The following is a 19,274-nucleotide window of genomic DNA, read 5'->3' as shown; positions in this document are numbered from 1 at the left end:
CGCGCCAACGTAGGCTAAATTCCCAACATCATCTTCGCAATAATATCGCGCTGGATCTCCGACGTGCCGCCGAAGATCGTATAGGCCCGGCCATTGAGATATTCCGGCACCACCGTCAGCATCTCCTCAGGTATCGCCGGCTCGTGGTTGAGCTTGTAGAGCGGGCGCATCGGCTCGATGGCGAGGGCGTCGTGGCCGATCACGTCGGCGCCCAGCCGCGTCACGGCCTGGCGGATTTCGCTGTTGCGCAGCTTCAGGATTGAGGACACCGCGCCGGGATTTTGTCCGGTCTGGAGCGCCGAGAGCACGCGCAGCTCGGTCATCTCCAGCGCGTCGATATCGACCTCGACCTCGGAGATGCGCGTGGCGATATCGGGACTGTCGATCGCGCGGCCGGTCAGGTCGGACTCAGCAAGGTCAGAGATCGCCTTCAACCCCTCGCGCAGCTTTGCTGACGCGATGCCAGAGCCGCGTTCGAACTCGAGCAGATATTTGCCGTAGGTCCAGCCCTTGCCTTCCTCGCCGACGCGGTTGGCGACGGGCACGCGCACGTCGTCGAAGAAAACCTGGTTGACCTCGTGGTCGCCGCCGATGGTGAGGATCGGTCGGGTGGTGATGCCCGGCGTTGTCATGTCGATCAGGACAAAGCTGATGCCGTCCTGCTGCCGCCGCCCGTCGCTGGTGCGCACCAGCGCAAACATGCGGTTGGCGTGATGCGCATGCGTGGTCCAGATCTTGGTGCCGTTGATGATGTAGTCATCGCCGTCGCGCACCGCGCGCGTCTTCAGCGAGGAGAGATCGGAGCCGGAGCCCGGCTCCGAATAGCCCTGGCACCAATAATCCTCGCCGGAGAGAATCCGCGGCAGATAGAAATTCTTCTGCTCAGGCGAGCCGAAGCCGATGATGACGGGCCCGACCATCTTCACACCCATCACGTTGACGTTTGGCACGCCGGCCCGCGCGGATTCTGTCTCGAAAATCCAGCGCTGCGCCGAGGTCCAGTCCGGCCCGCCATGGTCCACCGGCCAGCCCGGCGCGCCCCAGCCCTGGCGGTTCAGCGCGCGCTGCCAGGCCATGCCGATATCGGGATCGGAGAACACCGACGGCGTCAGCGCGGTCGCGCGCTTCATCTCCTCGGTGAGATTCTTGGCGATGAAGCCGCGTACCTCGTCCTGGAAGGTGCGCTCCTCGGCATTGAACGACAGGTCCATGATGCGCTCCCTTCAGGCCTGCACGGCGGTGCGGCCAAGCTCGGCATGGCGGCGATAATGATGCGCGCTGCCGCCGAACAGCGTGTCGAAAGCAACAAGGCGCTTGAAATAGGCGCCGACCTCGAGCTCCTCGGTCACGCCCATGCCGCCATGCAGCTGGATCGACTGCTCGCCGACGAAGCGCGCGCATTTGCCGATCTTTGCTTTCGCGCCCGATGCGGCTCGCGCGCGCTCGACCGGCTCGGCGTCGACCTTGAGCGCGGCGCGCAGCGCCATCGAACGCGCCTCGTCGACCTGCATCGCCATGTCGGCGAGGCGGTGGCGGATCACCTGGTTGGCGGACAGCGGCCGGCCGAACTGTTTTCGGATCTTGGTGTATTCGAGCGTGGTGTCGACAAGCGTCTGCATGATGCCGACGGCCTCCGCGCCGAGCGCGGCCATGGCGCGGTCGACGGCCCATTCGATCGCGGGCAGCGCGTCGTGGCCGTCGCCGAGCAGGGCTTCTTCAGGAAGCTGCACGTCGGACAACTCGATGTTGCAGGCGCGGCCGCCGCCGAGGCGCTCGTAGTCAGAGATCGCGAGGCTAGGCGTCTGCGTCGGCACAACGAACAGGCCGATCCGCCCGGATGGTCCCTGATGATCGTGGATGTGCGCGGAGACAATAATCTCGTCGGCGGCGTGGCCGTCGAGCACGGCGATCTTGCTGCCGGAGAGCCGCCAGCCCTGTGCCGTCTTGTTGGCGATGGTCGCAACTTTTGTCAGATCGAACCGCGCTGCGCGCTCGGAATGAGCAAGAGCCAGCTTCAGCGTGCCCTCGGCGATCCTCGGCAGCCGCTCCTGCTTCTGCGCGGCATTGCCACATTTATCGATCAATGCAGCCCCGAGCACGACGGTTGCGACATAAGGCTCGGACACCAGCCCGCGACCAAACGCCTCCATCAAAATGCCAATCTCGACCGCGCCGCCGCCGAGTCCGCCAAAGTCCTCCACGATTGGGAGCGCCAGCCAGCCGAGCTCGGCAAACTGCGTCCACACCGCCGGGCTGAAGCCGCGCGGATCATTCGCCATCTTGCGGCGGTGATCGGCATCGTAGCTTCCGGCCACGAAACGTTCGGCGCTCTCGCGCAGCAGCCGTTGCTCGTCACTGAGGTTGAGATCCATCGTGTCTACTCCGCGGCTGCTGGCGGCTTGCGCACGGAGGGATGCAGGCCGGCCGGATCGACCACCATGCCGAATTCCTGGAGATTGTGGGCGTGACAGAGCTGATGCAGCGCAAAGGCCTGGTCGATCGCGGCCGGCTGGCCCATCAGATCGACCGAGCGATTCACCGCCTCCTTGGTTAGCTTCAGCGCGAACGAGGGTTTTGCTGCGATCCGGCGTGCCAGCTCCAGCACGCGCGATGATAGCTCCGGGCGCGGCACGACCTGATTGACCATGCCCAGCTGATGCGCCTCCTGCGCGCTCCATGCGTCGGCAGTGAACAAAAATTCCTTCGCCTTGCGCGGCCCGAGTTCCCAGGGATGCACGAACCATTCGACGCCGCAGACGCCCATCGTGACGACGGGATCGCAGAACTGCGCATCATCGCTGGCGACGATGAGGTCGCAGGCCCAGGCCAGCATCAAGCCGCCGGCGATACACTTGCCGTGCACCTCCGCGATGGTCGGCTTGGCCAGGTTGCGCCAGCGCCGCGTGATCTGGAGATAGATTTCCTGCTCGCGCGCAAAGCGGCCATGGGCATTGGATTCGGCAAAGCCGCCCCAATTTCCGATCGGTGGAAAATCGACGCCCGCGGCATTTTTGCCGCCCGGGCGTAGGTCGTGACCAGAGGAGAAGTGCGGACCATTGCCGGCGAGGATGATGACCTTGACCGCGTCATCCTGCACCGCCGCATCGAAGGCGGCGTTGAGGTCGTAGGTCATTTGCAGGTTCTGCGCATTGCGCGCATCGGGCCGGTTCATCACGATCCGGGTAATCGCCGGCTCCGGCCTCTCCACGAGGATGGTCTCGAACGAGGACATCGTGTTCCCCCTGGCGTTTCCAGCTTGATCTTGTTGTTTCGCCAAGTTGACTATGTCGGCCAGTGATAGGCAAGAGGCTTGCGTCAATCGGCTGCTTTTCGCGCTTCCGGCACAAGATGTCTGGCATCACTCGCGCTCAATCTGGTAGTTTGCGCCAGATTTCACCGGGAGAAATTTAATGCGCAAGATCCTGACCGTGCTGGCGGCGCTGGCCTCGCTCAGCCTCACCAATTGCGGCTACAACGCGATCCAGAGCCAGGACGAGCAGATCAAGGCCAACTGGTCCGAGGTCGTGAACCAGTATCAGCGCCGCGCCGATCTCGTGCCGAACCTGGTCAACTCGGTGAAGGGTTTCGCGCAGCAGGAGAAGGACGTGCTGCTCGGCGTCACCAACGCCCGCGCCAAGGTCGGCAGCGTGCAAGCGACGCCGGAGGTGCTGAATGATCCGGCCGCGCTCCAGAAATTCCAGGCCGCCCAGGGCGAGCTCTCCAGCGCGTTGTCGCGGCTCCTTGTGGTCACCGAGAATTACCCGCAGCTCAAGTCGGACGCGCTGTTCAAGGACCTGATGTCCCAGCTCGAAGGCACCGAGAACCGCATCACGGTGGCGCGCAACCGCTACATCAAGGCGGTGCAGGACTATAACGTCACCATCCGCTCGTTCCCGAGCAACCTCACTGCGATGGTGTTCGGTTACAAGGAGAAACCGAACTTCTCGGTCGAGAACGAGAAGGAAATCTCGACCGCGCCGAAGGTCGATTTCAATCCTGCGCCCGCGCCGTCGAAGTAAGTGCGCGCCATTTTGCGAATGCGTTTGGGCCGACCCATCGCTGTCATTCCCCGCGAAGGCGGGGAATCCAGTACGCCGCGACCTCTCCGTACCTCGCTGGCCTCTCTGGAATACTGGATCGCCCGGTCAAGCCGGGCGATGACACTGAGTGTGTGGCGCGCAGCCATCGTGTTCGCACTCCTGCTCACCTTCGCCCTTCCCGTCGCAGCGGACGTCGCGGTGCCGCAGCTCACAGGGCGCGTGGTCGACCGGACCGGCACGCTGTCGAGCGGCGACATCGCCGCGCTGTCGCAGAAGCTCAGCGACTTCGAAACCCGAAAAGGCAGCCAGATCGTCGTGCTGATTGTGCCGACGACGGACCCGGAGACGATCGATCAGTTCTCGATCCGCGTTGCTGAGGCCTGGAAGATCGGCCGCAAGAAGGTCGATGACGGTGCGATCCTCGTCGTCGCCAAGAACGACCATCATATGCGCATCGAGGTCGGCTACGGCCTCGAAGGCGCGCTCACCGACGTGACTTCGCGGCGGATCATCGACGAGGTCATGACGCCGAAGTTCAGGGAGGGAGATCTCGCCGGCGGCATCTCCGCCGGCATCGACCGGATGATGCGCGTTGTCGATGGCGAGCCGCTGCCGGTTCCCTCACGCAGCGTGAATTTTGGCAATCTGGACGACATCGGGCCGCTTGTCCCGGTCGCGCTGTTTACCTCGCTTGTCGTCGGCGGCTTCCTGCGCTCGCTGTTGGGGCGATTGCTGGGCTCGGTCGCGACCGGCAGCGTGGTCGGCATCCTGGCGCTGCTCATCCTCGGATCGGCCGGGCTTGCCTTGCTCGCCGGAATTATCGGCTTTGTTCTGGCGTTTATCGCCGATCTGTTCCCAACATCGACGGGCCCATCGCGTGGCGGCTCCTGGTCGAGTGGCTCCTCATCCGGCGGCTGGAGCGGCGGATCGTCGTCCAGCGGTGGATTCAGCGGCGGTGGCGGCAGCTTTGGTGGCGGTGGCGCCTCGGGGAGCTGGTAGGTCATGAGCATCAAGCGCATTGCCAAACATCTCGCGCAGCATCATTGGCGGGCGAAGCAGATCTTCCCGCAAAACGTGCTCGATCGCATCGAGCAGGCGATCAAGCAGAACGAAACAACGCATTCCGGCCAGGTCCGTTTCGTCGTCGAAGGCGCGCTCGACGGCGGCCCGCTGTTCCGCAACCAGTCCGCACGCGAGCGCGCGCTCGATGTGTTCGCGCATTTGCGGATATGGGACACCGCGCACAACAACGGCGTGCTGATCTACTTGTTGTTGGCCGACCGCGACGTCGAGATCATCGCCGATCGCGGCATCGATGCGAAGGTCGGCGCGGCTGGCTGGGAGACGATCTGCCGCGCGATGGAGACCGAGTTCAGGTCGGGCCAGTTCGAGCGCGGCGTGATCGGCGGCATCGCGGCGGTGTCGCGGGAGCTGGCAAAGCACTATCCGCCGAGTGGGCCGCATCCGAATGAGCTGCCGGATGCGCCGGTGGTGATGTGAGCCTCCACGTCGTCCTGGCGAAAGCCAGGACCCATTACCCCAGGGAAAAGTTTGGCGAAGACCCATTGTCTGGTACTCATACCGCGGATCATCGATAGACCTCGCGGTATGGGTCCTGGCTTTCGCCAGGACGACATTGTGGCGCATTGTGCCAAGGCTTCGCGGTGAGTCTCCTTGGCACAAGCCCCCTCAATCATCCAGCTTGTTCAAATCCCGCACCGACTGCATGATCGGCTCGAAATTCGAGCGGGCGTCGAGTGCGTCGAACAGTTGCGCGGTGTCCGCCAGCAGCCCATGCGACCTCGCAATCGCGATGCGCACGTCGTCCTGCGGCGTATCCGACAGCCGCCCGTGCCCTGACAGCAGGAGCTTCGTATCCAGCCCCTTGATGCGCTCCAGCGACTGGATGTAGTCGGAGATGCTGCCGGAGCCGAACACGCCGCCCATCACGCCGCCGGGCATCAGCGTGTCGGCGGCGAACAGCAGGCCCTTGTCCTGGTCGAACAGCGTGATGCAGGCCGAGGTGTGGCCCGGCGTGTACATCACGTTGAGGCGGAAATTGCCGAGGTCGATCACATTGCCTTCCTCGAGCCAGATGTCGATGTTAACAGGCACGTTCGGCTCGTTGAACATCTTGCGCAGCATCGAGAAATCGTCGCGCAGCATGATCTTGTTGGCGGCAAGCCGATGGGCGACGACCAAGGTGCGACGCTCGTTGAAGTGCCAGGCGGCGCCGATGTGATCAAGATGCTCGTGGCTCAGCACGACCATGTCGATCTTTTCCGGCGGGCAGCCGACGAAGCTCAGGCACTCGACCATCGCCGGGTAGTTCGAGGACAGCCCGACATCGATCAGGATGGTGCGCGCCGAGCCGCGGACGAGATAGGCGTTGGCGGCGCGGTTGGAGAAGCGGATCTGGTAGACGTCGTCCGCTGCCTGGATCAGCGAGCAGGTCTCGTTCTTCATCAGGATCGGGAATGAATTGGGCTTGCGATCGCTCATGATTGCGCTTCCCGGTAAGTCACCGCATTGGAAGCACGCAGCCGCTTGGAGAGCGCGTCCATCACCATCAGCGCAAACGCCGGCTGCTGGCTGACGAGATAGACGAAGCGGGCGTGATTGATCCGCATCACCTTTGTGTTCGGCGCAGAAGCAATCGCGGTTGCCGAGCGCGCGGAGCCGTCGATCACGGCCATCTCGCCGAAGAACTCGCCCTTGCCGAGTTTGATGATGGTGGTCTTGCTCGCGCCGCTGACCTTGGCGATCTCGACCTCGCCGCCGAGCACGACGAAGAGCTCGCGGCCCGTCGAACCCTCCTCGAAGATGACGTCATCGACAGCAAACTCGTTGATGCACTTCTCGATCGTCATGGCACCCCCAAACGCCTTCTGGCTGACGGGACAAGCCATGTTAGCCGGGGAACAGTGACGGGCAAACAGCCCTTCGGCTAAGGCGAGCCGCCTGCCGCAGGGCAGCATGGGCTGACAATTTGTTGCACGTCGCCACGCCGGTTCCACTTTCCCGACCCAATTCGGCCTCGGACGAGTTCCTAAAATTTCGGTAAGCGGGTCCCAAGGTAAGGAATTCGCAAGCAATGAAAGTTACCAAAAAGTCAACCTAGACTGGAGTATTTGAGCCGTGAGCGAACCAATGCCCGAACTGGCCGCCCAGGAGACTGGCGCCGTTGACGCCGCCGCACCCGCGCCGCAGGCCGTCGAGGCTGCCGCCGCGATCGATGCCCCCTCGATCGCCCCCGACCACGAGGCGCCGCCCAAAGCGGACGCTCCAAAGGTCGAGCCGCCACGGGTCGAGATCCCGAAGTTTGAAGCCAAAGCTGAAACCAAGCCGGAGCCCAAATCCGAGACGAAGCCTGGCAAGCTCATCGTAATGGCGCCCTCGGAGCGGGCCTGGGACCGTGAAGAGTTCGCCCCGCATGTGACAGCCGATGAAGTACGCGAGACCGGCAGCAAGCGCCGCCTGTCGGCGATGGCCGCGGTGGTAGCGATCGCGGCCTGCGTCGGCGCCATCAGCGGTGCGCTCGCGACCGCCGGCATGATGCGTTTCGCCGGCCCGGCGCCGGTGCAGGTGGCCGATACCGGCGCGCTGGATGCCTCCGTCTCCCGGATCGATGCCGACATCGTCGCGCTCAAGGCGAATGTCGAGCACAGCTCGAAGACGGGCCTCAGCCAGATCAACCGGACCAACGACCGCCTCGACAAGCTCGAGAAGGCGCAGGCCGAGCCGATGGCCAAGCTCGCAAAGCTGTCCGAGACCGTCGACAAGCTCCGCGCCACGCCGCCTGCTGCCCCCGCACAGGCCGCCGCCGCGGCGCCCGCGAAGGAGACCACCGGCTCGATCGCGCCGACCCAGGTTGCGACCGCTGCCGCCGCGCCGGCTCCCGCGCCCGCCGCGCCGAAGACCGAAGTCGGCCGTCTGCCGACGGTCGATGGCTGGGTCTTGCGCGACGTCTCCAATGGCGGCGCGTTGATCGAGGGCAGGGGCGGGCTCTACGAGGTCTATGCCGGCGATCCCATCCCCGGGGTCGGTCGCGTCGATGCGATCCGCCGCCAGGACGGCCGCTGGGTGGTTGTCACCAGCAAGGGCCTGATCGTCGCGCGCTAAGCGGTCAATATAAGACTTTCCAAGAGGCGCTTCACCACCATGTGAAGCGCCTTTTTGCTTGAATAGGCGGACCGGCGCGGTGTTATTGAAGGCATGAGCCGTGCGTTGCGAATTCTCGTTGCTGTCGTCGTGTTGTTCGGCGGCGACATGTCGTCAATGGCTGCGGAGAACGCGTCGCTCACGCGCGGCACCGCGATCACCGATCCCGATCTCCTGCGCAAGTTCGATCAAAGCGATGCGCTTACGATCTCGCGCCTGTTGCAGCCTGAGCGCAAAGCAGATGTCGCGCTGACGAGCGATTTGCTGTTCTCGTCACTACCGGAGCTCAAGGACATTCCGCCGGCGATCGATGCGGAATTCGACCGCTATATCGCGCAACGCAAGGCGGCCTCGCCAAGCGAGACCATCGGCGTCGGCGAAGGTTTTGACGTCCAGCTGTTCGACCGGGCCGTGCTGAAATCCGCCGATACGCGCTTCGTGCTGGCCGGCATCGTCAACCGCATGGACCGCGCCTATGTGTCGGAAGAGTCCTGCGGCGAGATCCGGTTGATCTATCGTCTGGCTCGCTTCGAGACCAATCCAGACGGCAGCAAGTCGGCAACGCGCCTGCCGATGACCTTCAATCTGGTGATGAAGGCGCGCGACGCCCGCCAGACCGACTCGAGCGGCAAACCGGTCACCTGCGCCGAGGTCGCGCGGCGCTGGCTCGGCAATGGCGATTGGCAGGGGCTGATCGGCAGCCGTTCAGCTCCTTACGACGCGATGATCGACCGCATCGAGACCAACATCCAGATATCGATCTCGGCAAAGTCCGCGCTGCACGATTTCCGCTCCGACTATCTGCTCAAGGTCTTCAAATACGACGCGGCGACGAAGACGTTCGTGGAATCGACCCTGGAGAACCAGATCGACCGCGACCGCATCCTTGCCGATGACGCGCTCCGGCGCGACTTCAAGGCTTGGCTGCTTACGCCTGCGAATTTTCGCGAGTTTGATCGCGGGACGGTGCTGATCCCGGAGCAGTATCTCGCCAAGGCCGCGATCGCGCCGACGCCAGCAGGCTTCGATGCATCGGACATGCAGCCGGAGTTCGGGATGATGCAAGGGGAAGGCAAAGGTGATCCCGTCTTCACCGACAACGATGTCGTCGGTGCGCTGAAGCAGGCGGCCGCGCGCGGCATCACCATGGAAAATATCCGCTCGGTCGCCGGCTTCCAGCGCCGCCTCAACGACGTCACCTGCTCGGGCTGCCACCAGACCCGCGGCATCGGCGGCTTCCATTTCCCGGGGGTAGATTGGCTGGCGGAAAAGGCCTCCAATTCCACCATCGTGCCGGCCTCGCCGCATTTCGTCGGCGATCAGCTCCGCCGCCGCGACATCCTGACCGCGTTCGCCGCGGGTAAACGTCCTGATTTCTCACGCGGATTTGCCAGCCGGCCGCAGACCCGCGGTGCCCAAGAGCTGGCCGGGACCGAGTACCAGGACGGCTGGGGCGCGCATTGTTATTTGCCAAATCAGGGATCGGGAACGCCCGACAGGAGTTTTACGTCATGGACCTGTGCTAAAGGTCTCACCTGTCAGGCTGCTTCGGCATCGAGCCGCATCGGCATGTGTTTCATCAAGACGCGTTAGCGCATGATCCGGAAAAGTGTGTAGCGGTTTTCCGATAAGATCATGCGCAAGACAAAATCTGCATAACGATTTGGATGACCCATGACGGACACCAGCGACGCCAACAAGGAGCGCAATCGCGAGATCGCGCGCAATGAAGAAGCCAAACAGGTCACCGGCAGCATCCGCGTCAGCACCTGGGCGATCGCGGTGGTGGTCATCGTCGGCGGCATCCTGTTCACGCTCGGCTGGCTGGCGCTGCGCTAGCGGGATGTCTCACGTCGCGTAATTTGTCATCCGCTTGCCGGGCAGGAGATCATACGCAGATTTCCAGCCGGGCAGGGCGGCCATGCGGCCGAGCCAGGCGTCGATGGCGGGATGGCTCGCTGCGAAATCAAACCCGTGCTCGTCGCTCGGATAGTGCAGATAGGCCATCATCGAAATATCGGCGACCGTCGGCTTGGTGCCGATCGCGAAGGCGTTGTGCTGGAGATGTCCGTCGAGAATGCCGAGGAAATCCTCAAGCCGCCGCCGAAAGTGTTTTAGCACCTGCGGATCGTTTTTCTCAGTGAAGGCCCGCATGAAGCGGTAGGTCGCCATATAGCCGGTGAGCTTGTGGTTGTCCCAGAACAGCCAGCGCAGCAGCTCGAACTTTTCCTCTTCCGTGTCGGCGCCGAAACGCCCGTATTGATCTGCAAGCTTGAGCAGCAGAGGCGCGGTCTGCGTCATTTTCACGCCGTCGACCTCGAGCACGGGAATCTCGCCCATCTCGTTCACGGCCTTGCGCCATTCCGCCGTGCGCGTGACGCCGCCGCCGAAATCGGTCCAGACCGGCTCGAACGTCTCGCCGCAAAGCGTCAGCATCAGCGCCAGCTTGTAGCTGTTGCCGGATTCAGGGAAGTAGTGCAGGCGGTAGCTGGGCATGGGACCTCACGACGCGGGATGTTGTCGTGAGGTTATAGCGAGATCGTGCCACGTCGTCATTGTGAGCGCAGCGAAGCAATCCAGCAATGCATCCGTGCTCTTACTGTCGTCCCGGCGAAGGCCGGGACCCATACCGCGTGATTTATCGATTGTGATCGGTAGGAGTACCGAACGACGAGTCTTCGCCAAATATCTCCCTGGGGTTATGGGTCCCGGCCTTCGCCGGGACGACACTGGAGTATGTGGCGCGCGCAGCGCCTACCCCACAGCCCCCGACCCTCGCAGCTGCTTGATCGCGGCCTCATCGTATCCCGCGCCACGCAAAATCTCGTCACTGTGCTCGCCGACGCCGGGCGGCTTGCGCGGCTGCACCTTTTTGGTGCCGTCGATCCAGATCGGACTGGAGATAGTGAGCATGGTGTCGTTCTCGAACGGCACCAGCACCTCGTTGTCGAGCATCTGCTTGTCGTTCGGGATATCGTCCAGAATGCCGACGATGCCGAACACCAGCCCATTGCCGTCGAGGATCTTGCGCCATTCGGCGAGATCCTTGGTGGCGAACGTCTCGTCAAAGATCTTGATCAGCTCGACCGAGCGGGCGTGGCGGTCGGGCTTGGTGGCGAAGCGCGGATCGGCGATCAGGTCGTCGCGGCCGAGGCAGCGGGCGAGCGTCGGCCACTGCTTATCCTCGCTGAGCAACGACAGGATCAGCCAGCGGCCGTCCTTGCACTGATAGTGGTTGCCTACCGCATTCGGCGCGCGCTCACGCGGCCGCCTTTCGCCGAACTTGGCGCCGCAGAGCTTTGCCTGCGCCAGCACGCTCGCGGCCCACACGCCATTCGCCATCAGGTTGGAGGCGACATGCGAACCCTTGCCGGTCTTTTCGCGCTGATAGAGCGCGGTGACGATCGCGCTGTACAACGCCATGGCGCAGGGATGGTCACCCATGCCGGCGACCGAGCGAGCCGGCGTGGTGTTGGTGTCGGCGCGGACAAGGTCCATCAGGCCGGAGCGCGCCCAATAGGCGTTGCTGTCAAAGCCTGGCTTGTTGGCTTCCTCGCCCTTCTCGCCGTAGCCGGTAAAGGAGGCGTAGATCAGCCGGTCGTTGAGATGGGCGAGATGGTCATAGGTGATGCCGAGCTTGGCGCGGACGGGCGGCGGCATGTTGGTGATGAAGACGTCGGTCTCTTCGACGAGCTTGTAGAGCACGGCCTGCGCCTCGGGCTTGGAGAGGTCGAGCGCGAGGCTCTTCTTGTTGCGGGCCTCCAAGAGCCAGGCGAAATTGTGCTCGCTGGTCGGATAGCCCGGCAGGTTCGGCAGATTGCGGTAGGGGTCGCCGGCGCCGGGCGGCTCGATCTTGATGACGTCGGCGCCGAAATCCGACAGCACGGTCGCAGCCGCGGGCGCTGCGATGAAGCTCGCGCAATCCAGAACCTTCAGGCCTGTAAAAATGCCTTTTTCCATCGCGGCGTTGCTCCCTTGCTCTTGTCGTTTCCCGCTGGCTGGAATTCACAAACCCTGACAGCACAACCATTTGACCGATGTTTCGGTGGGATGCAACGCCCCTCCGGGGCGCGCATTCGCCGGGCTGAAATGCGAGAGGGCTGTGGCAATCAGCTCGCCCCGGTTGTACAGCTTTGTCGACCTGCGCTGCTTCACGCAGGCTGATGTTCGTCTCGAAGGATCAGCCGGTCATGTCGATCCCGTTCGTCCGCCTGGTGGTTCCCGCCGCGTTCATGATTTGGTGCGGCATGCACGGTTCGGCCCGAGCGGGTGACCTCGAAGATTGCAACGGCCCGCCGTCTGAGAAGGTCGAGGCTGGCTGTACCGCCATCATCAACGATCAATCGCGCGCCGCCGAGGAGCGGTTACGCGCCTATGTGAACAGGTCGCGCCTGTTCATGGGCCGCGCGAACCTCGATGCGGGGCTGGCCGACGCGGATGCGGCGGTCCAGCTCAACCCGAAATCCGTGCCCGCGTTGCTGTCGCGCGGCTTCGCCCGGCAGCGCAAAGGCAATCTTGACGGAGCGCTGGCCGACATCAACCAGGCCATCGAACTCGATCCCAAAAGCCCGAATGCGTTCGCATCGCGCGGCGGAGTGAAAATCGACCAGAAGCAGTGGACCGACGCCGCCGCCGATTTCAGCCAGGCCATCACGCTGAGGCAGGACTTTGCCCTCGCCTATGTCGGGCGTGCGCGGGTCTATGTCGAGAGCTCGCAGCTCGATCAGGCCATGAGCGACCTCAACACCGCGATCTCGATGAATGCAAGCTTGCCCAACGCCTTCTTCTGGCGCGGCCAGGTCTATCGCCGCAAGGGCGACATCGATCACGCGATCGAGGATTTCTCGCGCGCGATCGCGCAGACGCCGCAGCCCGATCGTGCCTCCTATTTCGCGCGGGGGCAGCTGTTCAGCTCCAAGGGCGATTATGCGCGCGCGATCGCAGACTTCGACAAGGTGCTGTCGGTCGCCCCGAACGACCCCGCCGCGCAGCAGCAAAAGCAGTCCGCTATCGCCATGCAGGCCGAGCTTGCGAAGGTCAGTGGTGGGCCGCCAACGCCCGCGGCACCCAAGGCTGTAGCCGTCGCCCCGCCGCCTGCGGCACCGCAATCAACGGCCCCGCTGGCAACAATCCCGCAAGGCACGATCCCGGCGTTGACGCCGGGCCTGAGCGAGGCGGCGCAGTTGATGGCGCAGAAGAAATACGCCGAAGCTCTCCCGCGCCTCAACACGGTGCTCGCGGCCGATCCCCGCAACCTGGCCGCGCTCAGATACCGAGTTGCGGCGAACCTGTCATTGTCCCGCTTCGCGGAGGCGCGGACCGACATCGATGCCCTGCTGAGGATGAAGCCGAACGACGGACCCTTGCTGGTGTCCCACGCGGTGGCCTCGATCGGAATGAAGCAATTCGATCAGGCTACGGCTGATGCCAATCAGGCGCTCAGTGTCAATCCGAACGATGCCGCTGCCTATATCTGCCGCGGCATGGCGAACCGCTTGACTGGAAAATTCCAGGACGCACTCGCCGATTTCGACCGTTCGATCTCGCTCAACGACAAGGACTACATGGCCTTCTCCGAGCGCGGCCAGACCTATATGGGCCTCAACCAGATGGACAAGGCCGTGGTCGATTTCGACCATTCGCTGGTGCTCAATCCCGTCAACGACACCGCGCGTGCCGCCCGCGGGCTCGTCTTGCTGCTGAAGGGGAACAACGCCGAGGGCCTCGTCGACGTCAAGAACGCGCTCGATCGCAATCCCAACAACCAGGTCGCCGAGCTCGGCCAGGGACTGGCGATGCTGATCTCCGGACAATATGACCGCGCGATCGTGGCGCTCGACCAGATCGTCGGCAAGCAGACCGCCTTCGACGCGTTCGTGCGCACGCTCCGCGCGCGCGCCTATCTCGGCAAGAAGGATGCCGCCGGCGCCATGACCGATCTCAATCTGGTGCTGGGGACGCGGCCGAACGATCCGGATGCGCTCAGCCTGCGCGGGATCGCCTTCACGTCGTTGAAGCAATACGACAAGGCGCTGGACGATCTCGGCAAGGCGATCGCGCAGAAGCCGACGATCGAGCGCTATTTTGCGCGTGCGGGCGCCTACGAGGCCAAGAGCGATCTGGACAAGGCAACGGACGATTATCGCAGCGCCACCCAGATGACGCCGGCGAACGTGTTCGACGTCGCGGCCCAGGCTCAATCCAAGCTGAAGATCCAGCAGCTTTCGAAGCGCACCCCCTGCGGCAGTTCCGGGCGCGGCAGCAAGGACGATACCTGTCTGTAGCCGACAAAACGAGATCGGGTGAGATGGCGTCGCTTGTCAGGCCGCGACGGACTCGCGGTTGCCGAATCGACCGATGTTGGAGTCTCCCCAGGCTTTCAACGCCGTCAGGACAGGCGTCATGCTTCTCCCCAATTCTGAAAGACTGTATTCGACCTTCGGAGGCACCTGCGGATAGACCTTTCGTACAATCAACCCGTCGATTTCGAGTTCGCGGAGTTGATTTGTAAGCGTCCGATGCGTGACGGCAGGAATTCGCCGCTTGATTTCGTTGAAGCGAACCGTCCCTTCCAGAAGGTGGAAGAGGATGACGCATTTCCATTTCCCATCGATGAGGCTGATGGCGGCTTCCACCGTGCAGCCCGGGGCGCAATCGAAGCGCGAGTGCCGAGGTTTGGCCATGACGGTATCCTTTTCGATACTAGTGGCAATTCTTGTGCGTATCGCAAGATCTGAGGCTACCGGCTAATTGTGGGCCGGACAAGTCGGCGACTGCCGCATGCGAGCTGAAGCTGCGGTCCTCGACACATCCAAGCCTTCATAAACAAAAATGACAACCAGGGGAGTGAGACACATGAGGACCGCGAGGCGAAATCTGATTCTAGTTTCGATAGCCGCTGCATTTCTGGGTGGAGCGGCGCAGGCCCAGGATCGGGGAGGCAAGGCCGAGATATTCGCCAGACTGCCTCAGTCTGTCGGCAATATTGCGTTCACACCGGACAATCAGCTGATCTTCAGTCACCATCCATTCTATGATCCCGAACTGAGAGTAGCCAGGCTCACATCGTCGACAACTTTCGAGCCCTTTCCGAATGCCGAATGGAACGTTCCAAGGAAGGGAACGGATCAGTATCTCGACAACGTGCTGGGGTTGCGATCCGACGAAAGTGGAGTCGTATGGATTATCGATATGGGTTTTCGAACCCGGATCACGCCGAAGCTCGTCGGTTGGAATACGCGGGCGAACAAGCTCGAGCGAATATACTATATGCCGGAGCCGATCACGGTGGCGGGGTCTCAACCGCAGGACATCGTGATCGATCAAAAGAATCGAAAGTTCTACATTGCCGACGAAAACATCGGGCCGGGAGGCGATGGTTCTCACGCGGCGATCATTGTGATCGACATGGACACCGGCGCCGCGCGGCGAGTGCTGGATGGCGATCGATCAACCGTTCCGGAAAATATCCCAATCACGGTGGACGGCAACGATCTGACCGTGCCGGGCAAGGACGGCAAGCCATCCATCATCAAGGTTGGTTGCGACGGCATTACGATGGACGTCAACTCCGAGTGGGTCTACTTCGCTCCGCTCAGCGGCCGATCTCTCTATCGGATCAAAGCGGCCGACCTCAGTAACGAGAAGCTCGGCTCCGAAGAATTGAGCAAGAGGGTAGAACGCTACTCCGACAAGCCTAACAACGGCGGTCTATCAATCGACTACGCGGGCAATATCTATCTGACCGCCGTTGAAACCAAGTCGATCGGCATCATCGGGTCGGACCGGAAATATCGTACTTATCTCAATGATCCTGACATGGTGTGGCCGGACGGCATTACGGCGTCTCCGGACGGGTACATGTACGTTTCTGCGTCCCAAGTCTCTGCAGCCGCAATGTTTCACAACGGAAAAGCAGAGAACAAGACGCCTTATCTGATCTATCGGTTCAAGCCGGAGGCCGCGGGCTACATCTCCCGGTAAGATGTAAGCTACTCCTCACCCGCCAGCAGCGCGGCGTTGCCGCCGGCCGCGGCCGTGTTGATCGTCACGGTCTGCTCGGTGGCAAAGCGCGTGAGGTAGTGTGGGCCGCCGGCCTTGGGGCCGGTTCCGGACAGCCCGTTGCCGCCGAACGGCTGCACGCCGACCACGGCGCCAATCATGTTGCGGTTGACGTAGATATTGCCGACCTGGACCCGGTCGATGATCGCCTCGACCGTGTCATCGATGCGGGAATGGACGCCGAGCGTCAGCCCATAGCCGGTGTGCTCGATCGCTTGCAGGACGCGTTCGAGGCTCTCGGCACGATACCGCACGACATGGAGGATCGGCCCAAACACCTCCTCGGTGAGCTGGCCGGCTTCCTTGATCTCGAAGATGTGCGGCGCGACGAAGCAGCCCTCCGGCGCGGAACCTGCAAAGTGCAGCCGCGCCGCCGTCTTCATCCGCGCGATATGCGCGTCCAGCCGCTGTTTGGCCTCCTGATCGATCACCGGGCCGACATGGGTCGCGACATCGCTGGCGTCGCCGATCTTCAGTTCGCGCGCTGCGCCCGCGATCATCTCGATCATGCGGTCGGCGACGTCCTCCTGCACGAACAGCAGCCGTAGCGCCGAGCAGCGCTGGCCGGCGGAACGGAATGCCGAGGTCACGACGTCATCGGCGACCTGCTCGGGCAGTGCGGTCGCGTCCGCAATCATGGCGTTGATGCCGCCGGTCTCCGCGATCAGCGGCACGATCGGTCCGTCCTTGGCGGCGAGCGTCCGGTTGATCAGGTGCGCAACCTCGGTCGAGCCGGTGAAGACGACGCCAGCAATGTCAGGGTGCGCGGTCAGCACCGCGCCGATACGGCCGTCGCCGGTGACGAGATGCAGTGCACTTCCCGGGATGCCGGCCTCGTGCAGCAGGGCTACGGCCTCGCGCGCGATGCGGGGCGTTTGCTCCGCCGGCTTTGCGACCACGCTGTTGCCGGCCATCAGCGCTGCCGTGACTTGTCCGAGGAAGATCGCGAGCGGAAAGTTCCAGGGTGAGATCGCCACGAAGACGCCGCGTCCGCGCATGGTGAGCGCATTGCTCTCGCCGGTCGGGCCCGGCATCGCCGCCTCGCTGCCGAATTGCTTGCGGCCCTGCGCGGCGTAGTAACGGCAGAAGTCGGCGGCTTCGCGCAGCTCCGACAGCGCGTCGTCAAGCGTCTTGCCGCCCTCGCGCTGCAACAGTGCAATGAAATGCGCGCTGCGGCTCTCCAGCAGATGTGCAGCCTGCTCCAGCGCCGCTGCGCGCGCCGCCGCGGGCGTCCGGTTCCAGGCCGCGAAGCCAGCGCGTGCCGCGGTGACAGCCGCATTGGCCCGCTCGGGCGTTGCGTCGGTGACCGGCTTGAGATCGGTCGTCTCGGCCTTGACGTCGGCCAGCAACCGATCGAGCGCGGCACGCTCGCCGAATTCGATACCGCTGGAGTTACGCCGCTCCGGCGCGAACAGGTTGCCCGGAAGCGGAATCTTGGGATGGGCCGCCTGTTGCGGACGTTCGATCGCGTCGGCGGGCCGCTTCAGCAGCGCCGGGACCGGCACGCGATAATCGGCCGCCTGCGCCACGAAGGAGGAATTGGCGCCGTTCTCGAGCAGCCGACGCACCAGATAAGCGAGCAGGTCGCGATGGCTGCCGACCGGCGCGTAGGTGCGGTAGGCGATGTCGGGATGGTCTTTGGCGAGCTGCTCGTAGAGCGCCTCGCCCATGCCGTGCAGGCGCTGGAACTCGAAGCCGCCGCCATCACCGGCAAGCTCCAGCACCGTCGCGACGGTCAGCGCGTTGTGGGTGGCGAATTGCGGGAAGATGCGGGGCCGCAAGGCGAGGAGTTTTTGCGCGCAGGCGACGTAATTCAGGTCCGTCATCGTCTTGCGCGTGAATACGGGATAGCCGTCGAGCCCGCGCTCCTGCGCGCGCTTGATCTCGGTGTCCCAATAGGCGCCCTTGACCAGCCGCACCATCAGCTTGCGGTCATGTGCGCGGGCCAGCTCGTGGACGTAGTCGATCACCGCGCCCGCGCGCTTCTGATAGGCCTGGATCGCCAGCCCAAATCCGTCCCAGCCGGCGAGTGAGGGATCGGCGAGGGTCGCAGCGATCACGTCGAGCGACAGCTCCAGCCGGTCGGCCTCTTCGGCATCGACGGTAAAGTTGAGATCATGGGCCTTGGCGTGTTGCGCCAGATCCAGCAGTTGCGGCACCAGTTCGCGCATCACGCGCGCGTGGCTGATCGCCTCGAAGCGCGGATGCAACGCCGAGAGCTTGACGGAGATGCCGGGTCGGTCGGGCAGGGGATGGTTGCCGGCGGCCTTGCCGATGGTTTCGATCGCACTGGCATAGGCGTCAAAATAGCGCTTCGCGTCCGCGGCCGTGCGCGCACCTTCGCCGAGCATATCGAAGGAATAGCGCGGCTTCTGGCCCGAGCGCGGCCGGCCCCGCTCCAGCGCCTGCTCGATCGTCTCACCGAGCACGAAATGATTACCCATCAGCCGCATCGCCTGGCGCGTGGCGGTGCGCACCGCCGGCGCGCCAAGACGCTTCACCAGCCGGCCGATGGTGCCGTCGGGCGTCTCGCCGGGCTGGATCACCCGCGCCGACAGGCCGAGCGCCCAGGCCGAGGCGTTGACCAGGAAGGCCGTGGACTTGGTCTCGTGGTGGATGAAATCGCCTTCGCCGAGCTTGTCCTCGATGAACTGGTCGGCGGTGCGCGCGTCCGGCACGCGCAGCAGTGCTTCCGCCAGCACCATCAGTGCCAGCCCCTCCTTGGTGGAGAGGGCGAACTCCCGCAACATGTCCTCGACCCCGCCGAAGCGGTCGTCACGCTTGCGGATCGCCTCGATCAGCCGCGTCGCGGTGCGGTCGATCCGCGCCTCCTGCGGCGGACTGAGATGTGACGCCGGCAAGAGGCGCGCGGCGATCTCGGCATCATCGGGTGCGTAGGGGGCGACGAAGGGAGGCGGGATGTTCGGCATGGCGTGTCCTGTGGCTCAAATCCAGGATAAGGCCCGCATTACCGTAGTTCGATAGACAAGTTAGCCATTTCACCTTAGAAAA

The 19,274-nt window shown here is 63.6% G+C and carries 17 protein-coding genes; 8 read left to right on the top strand and 9 right to left on the bottom strand.

Annotated features, from left to right (window positions below):
• Window positions 1-14: 14 nt before the first annotated feature.
• The 3 genes from UP06_RS15190 to UP06_RS15180 are packed head-to-tail and all read right to left on the bottom strand — an operon-like array spanning window position 15 to window position 3,232.
• Entirely contained in the window at window positions 15-1,211 is a 1,197-nt protein-coding gene (locus tag UP06_RS15190) for an acyl-CoA dehydrogenase family protein (protein WP_045003519.1), read from the bottom strand.
• 12 nt (window positions 1,212-1,223) lie between these two features.
• Window positions 1,224-2,372 carry an acyl-CoA dehydrogenase family protein gene (locus UP06_RS15185; RefSeq protein ID WP_045003517.1) on the bottom strand — a complete coding sequence of 383 codons (1,149 nt, stop codon included), beginning with the start codon at window positions 2,370-2,372 and terminating at the stop codon, window positions 1,224-1,226.
• A 5-nt stretch (window positions 2,373-2,377) separates the two neighbouring features.
• Window positions 2,378-3,232 (bottom strand): enoyl-CoA hydratase, encoded by an 855-nt coding sequence (locus UP06_RS15180; RefSeq protein ID WP_045003515.1) that lies wholly within the window; start codon window positions 3,230-3,232, stop codon window positions 2,378-2,380.
• Between the two features lie 178 nt (window positions 3,233-3,410).
• Here UP06_RS15180 and UP06_RS15175 point away from each other — a divergent pair, with 178 nt between their 5' ends.
• The 3 genes from UP06_RS15175 (at window position 3,411) to UP06_RS15165 (ending at window position 5,540) form a co-directional block, all read left to right on the top strand.
• The gene (locus UP06_RS15175) at window positions 3,411-4,019 is read left to right on the top strand and encodes a LemA family protein (protein ID WP_045003513.1); all 609 of its coding nucleotides are present in this window, start codon (window positions 3,411-3,413) and stop codon (window positions 4,017-4,019) included.
• 138 nt (window positions 4,020-4,157) lie between these two features.
• On the top strand, window positions 4,158-5,039 hold the full coding sequence (locus UP06_RS15170) for a TPM domain-containing protein (RefSeq protein WP_045003511.1): 882 nt from the start codon (window positions 4,158-4,160) through the stop codon (window positions 5,037-5,039).
• A gap of 3 nt (window positions 5,040-5,042) precedes the next feature.
• Window positions 5,043-5,540, top strand: coding sequence for a TPM domain-containing protein (locus tag UP06_RS15165; RefSeq protein WP_045003509.1), 498 nt, complete (start codon window positions 5,043-5,045; stop codon window positions 5,538-5,540).
• Window positions 5,541-5,729: 189 nt separating this feature from the next.
• On the opposite strand, the gene UP06_RS15160 is transcribed toward UP06_RS15165, so the two are convergent.
• Entirely contained in the window at window positions 5,730-6,542 is an 813-nt protein-coding gene (locus UP06_RS15160; protein WP_045003507.1) for an MBL fold metallo-hydrolase, read from the bottom strand.
• On the bottom strand, window positions 6,539-6,910 hold the full coding sequence (locus tag UP06_RS15155) for a Crp/Fnr family transcriptional regulator (RefSeq protein ID WP_045003505.1): 372 nt from the start codon (window positions 6,908-6,910) through the stop codon (window positions 6,539-6,541). Before UP06_RS15155 ends, UP06_RS15160 begins: the two co-directional genes overlap by 4 nt.
• A gap of 280 nt (window positions 6,911-7,190) precedes the next feature.
• On the opposite strand from UP06_RS15155, the gene UP06_RS15150 reads away from it, so the two are divergent.
• The 3 genes from UP06_RS15150 (at window position 7,191) to UP06_RS41505 (ending at window position 10,040) form a co-directional block, all read left to right on the top strand.
• Entirely contained in the window at window positions 7,191-8,162 is a 972-nt protein-coding gene (locus UP06_RS15150; protein ID WP_045003503.1) for a hypothetical protein, read from the top strand.
• Window positions 8,163-8,255: 93 nt separating this feature from the next.
• Complete coding sequence (locus UP06_RS15145) at window positions 8,256-9,794, top strand: hypothetical protein (protein ID WP_045003501.1); 1,539 nt, start codon at window positions 8,256-8,258, stop codon at window positions 9,792-9,794.
• Window positions 9,795-9,875: 81 nt separating this feature from the next.
• A complete protein-coding gene (locus tag UP06_RS41505; RefSeq protein ID WP_197087259.1) occupies window positions 9,876-10,040 on the top strand; it encodes a hypothetical protein in 165 nt (54 codons plus the stop codon).
• A 9-nt stretch (window positions 10,041-10,049) separates the two neighbouring features.
• Here the strand turns inward: UP06_RS41505 and UP06_RS15140 are convergent, their stop codons facing one another.
• Complete coding sequence (locus UP06_RS15140; protein WP_045003500.1) at window positions 10,050-10,697, bottom strand: glutathione S-transferase family protein; 648 nt, start codon at window positions 10,695-10,697, stop codon at window positions 10,050-10,052.
• A gap of 258 nt (window positions 10,698-10,955) precedes the next feature.
• The gene (locus UP06_RS15135; protein WP_045003498.1) at window positions 10,956-12,161 is read right to left on the bottom strand and encodes a CaiB/BaiF CoA transferase family protein; all 1,206 of its coding nucleotides are present in this window, start codon (window positions 12,159-12,161) and stop codon (window positions 10,956-10,958) included.
• Between the two features lie 230 nt (window positions 12,162-12,391).
• Between UP06_RS15135 and UP06_RS15130 the strand changes: the two genes are divergently transcribed.
• On the top strand, window positions 12,392-14,485 hold the full coding sequence (locus UP06_RS15130; protein ID WP_197087257.1) for a tetratricopeptide repeat protein: 2,094 nt from the start codon (window positions 12,392-12,394) through the stop codon (window positions 14,483-14,485).
• 36 nt (window positions 14,486-14,521) lie between these two features.
• Here UP06_RS15130 and UP06_RS15125 read toward each other — a convergent pair whose 3' ends face one another.
• On the bottom strand, window positions 14,522-14,884 hold the full coding sequence (locus UP06_RS15125; RefSeq protein WP_045003496.1) for a winged helix-turn-helix transcriptional regulator: 363 nt from the start codon (window positions 14,882-14,884) through the stop codon (window positions 14,522-14,524).
• Window positions 14,885-15,056: 172 nt separating this feature from the next.
• Here UP06_RS15125 and UP06_RS15120 point away from each other — a divergent pair, with 172 nt between their 5' ends.
• On the top strand, window positions 15,057-16,184 hold the full coding sequence (locus UP06_RS15120) for an L-dopachrome tautomerase-related protein (protein WP_063775617.1): 1,128 nt from the start codon (window positions 15,057-15,059) through the stop codon (window positions 16,182-16,184).
• An 8-nt stretch (window positions 16,185-16,192) separates the two neighbouring features.
• Here UP06_RS15120 and putA read toward each other — a convergent pair whose 3' ends face one another.
• On the bottom strand, window positions 16,193-19,192 hold the full coding sequence (gene putA / locus UP06_RS15115) for a bifunctional proline dehydrogenase/L-glutamate gamma-semialdehyde dehydrogenase PutA (protein ID WP_045003495.1): 3,000 nt from the start codon (window positions 19,190-19,192) through the stop codon (window positions 16,193-16,195).
• Window positions 19,193-19,274 lie beyond the last annotated feature (82 nt).

The organism is Bradyrhizobium sp. LTSP857, from assembly GCF_000938285.1.
Lineage (GTDB): Bacteria > Pseudomonadota > Alphaproteobacteria > Rhizobiales > Xanthobacteraceae > Bradyrhizobium.
This window is presented reverse-complemented; position numbering and strand designations above follow the sequence as displayed.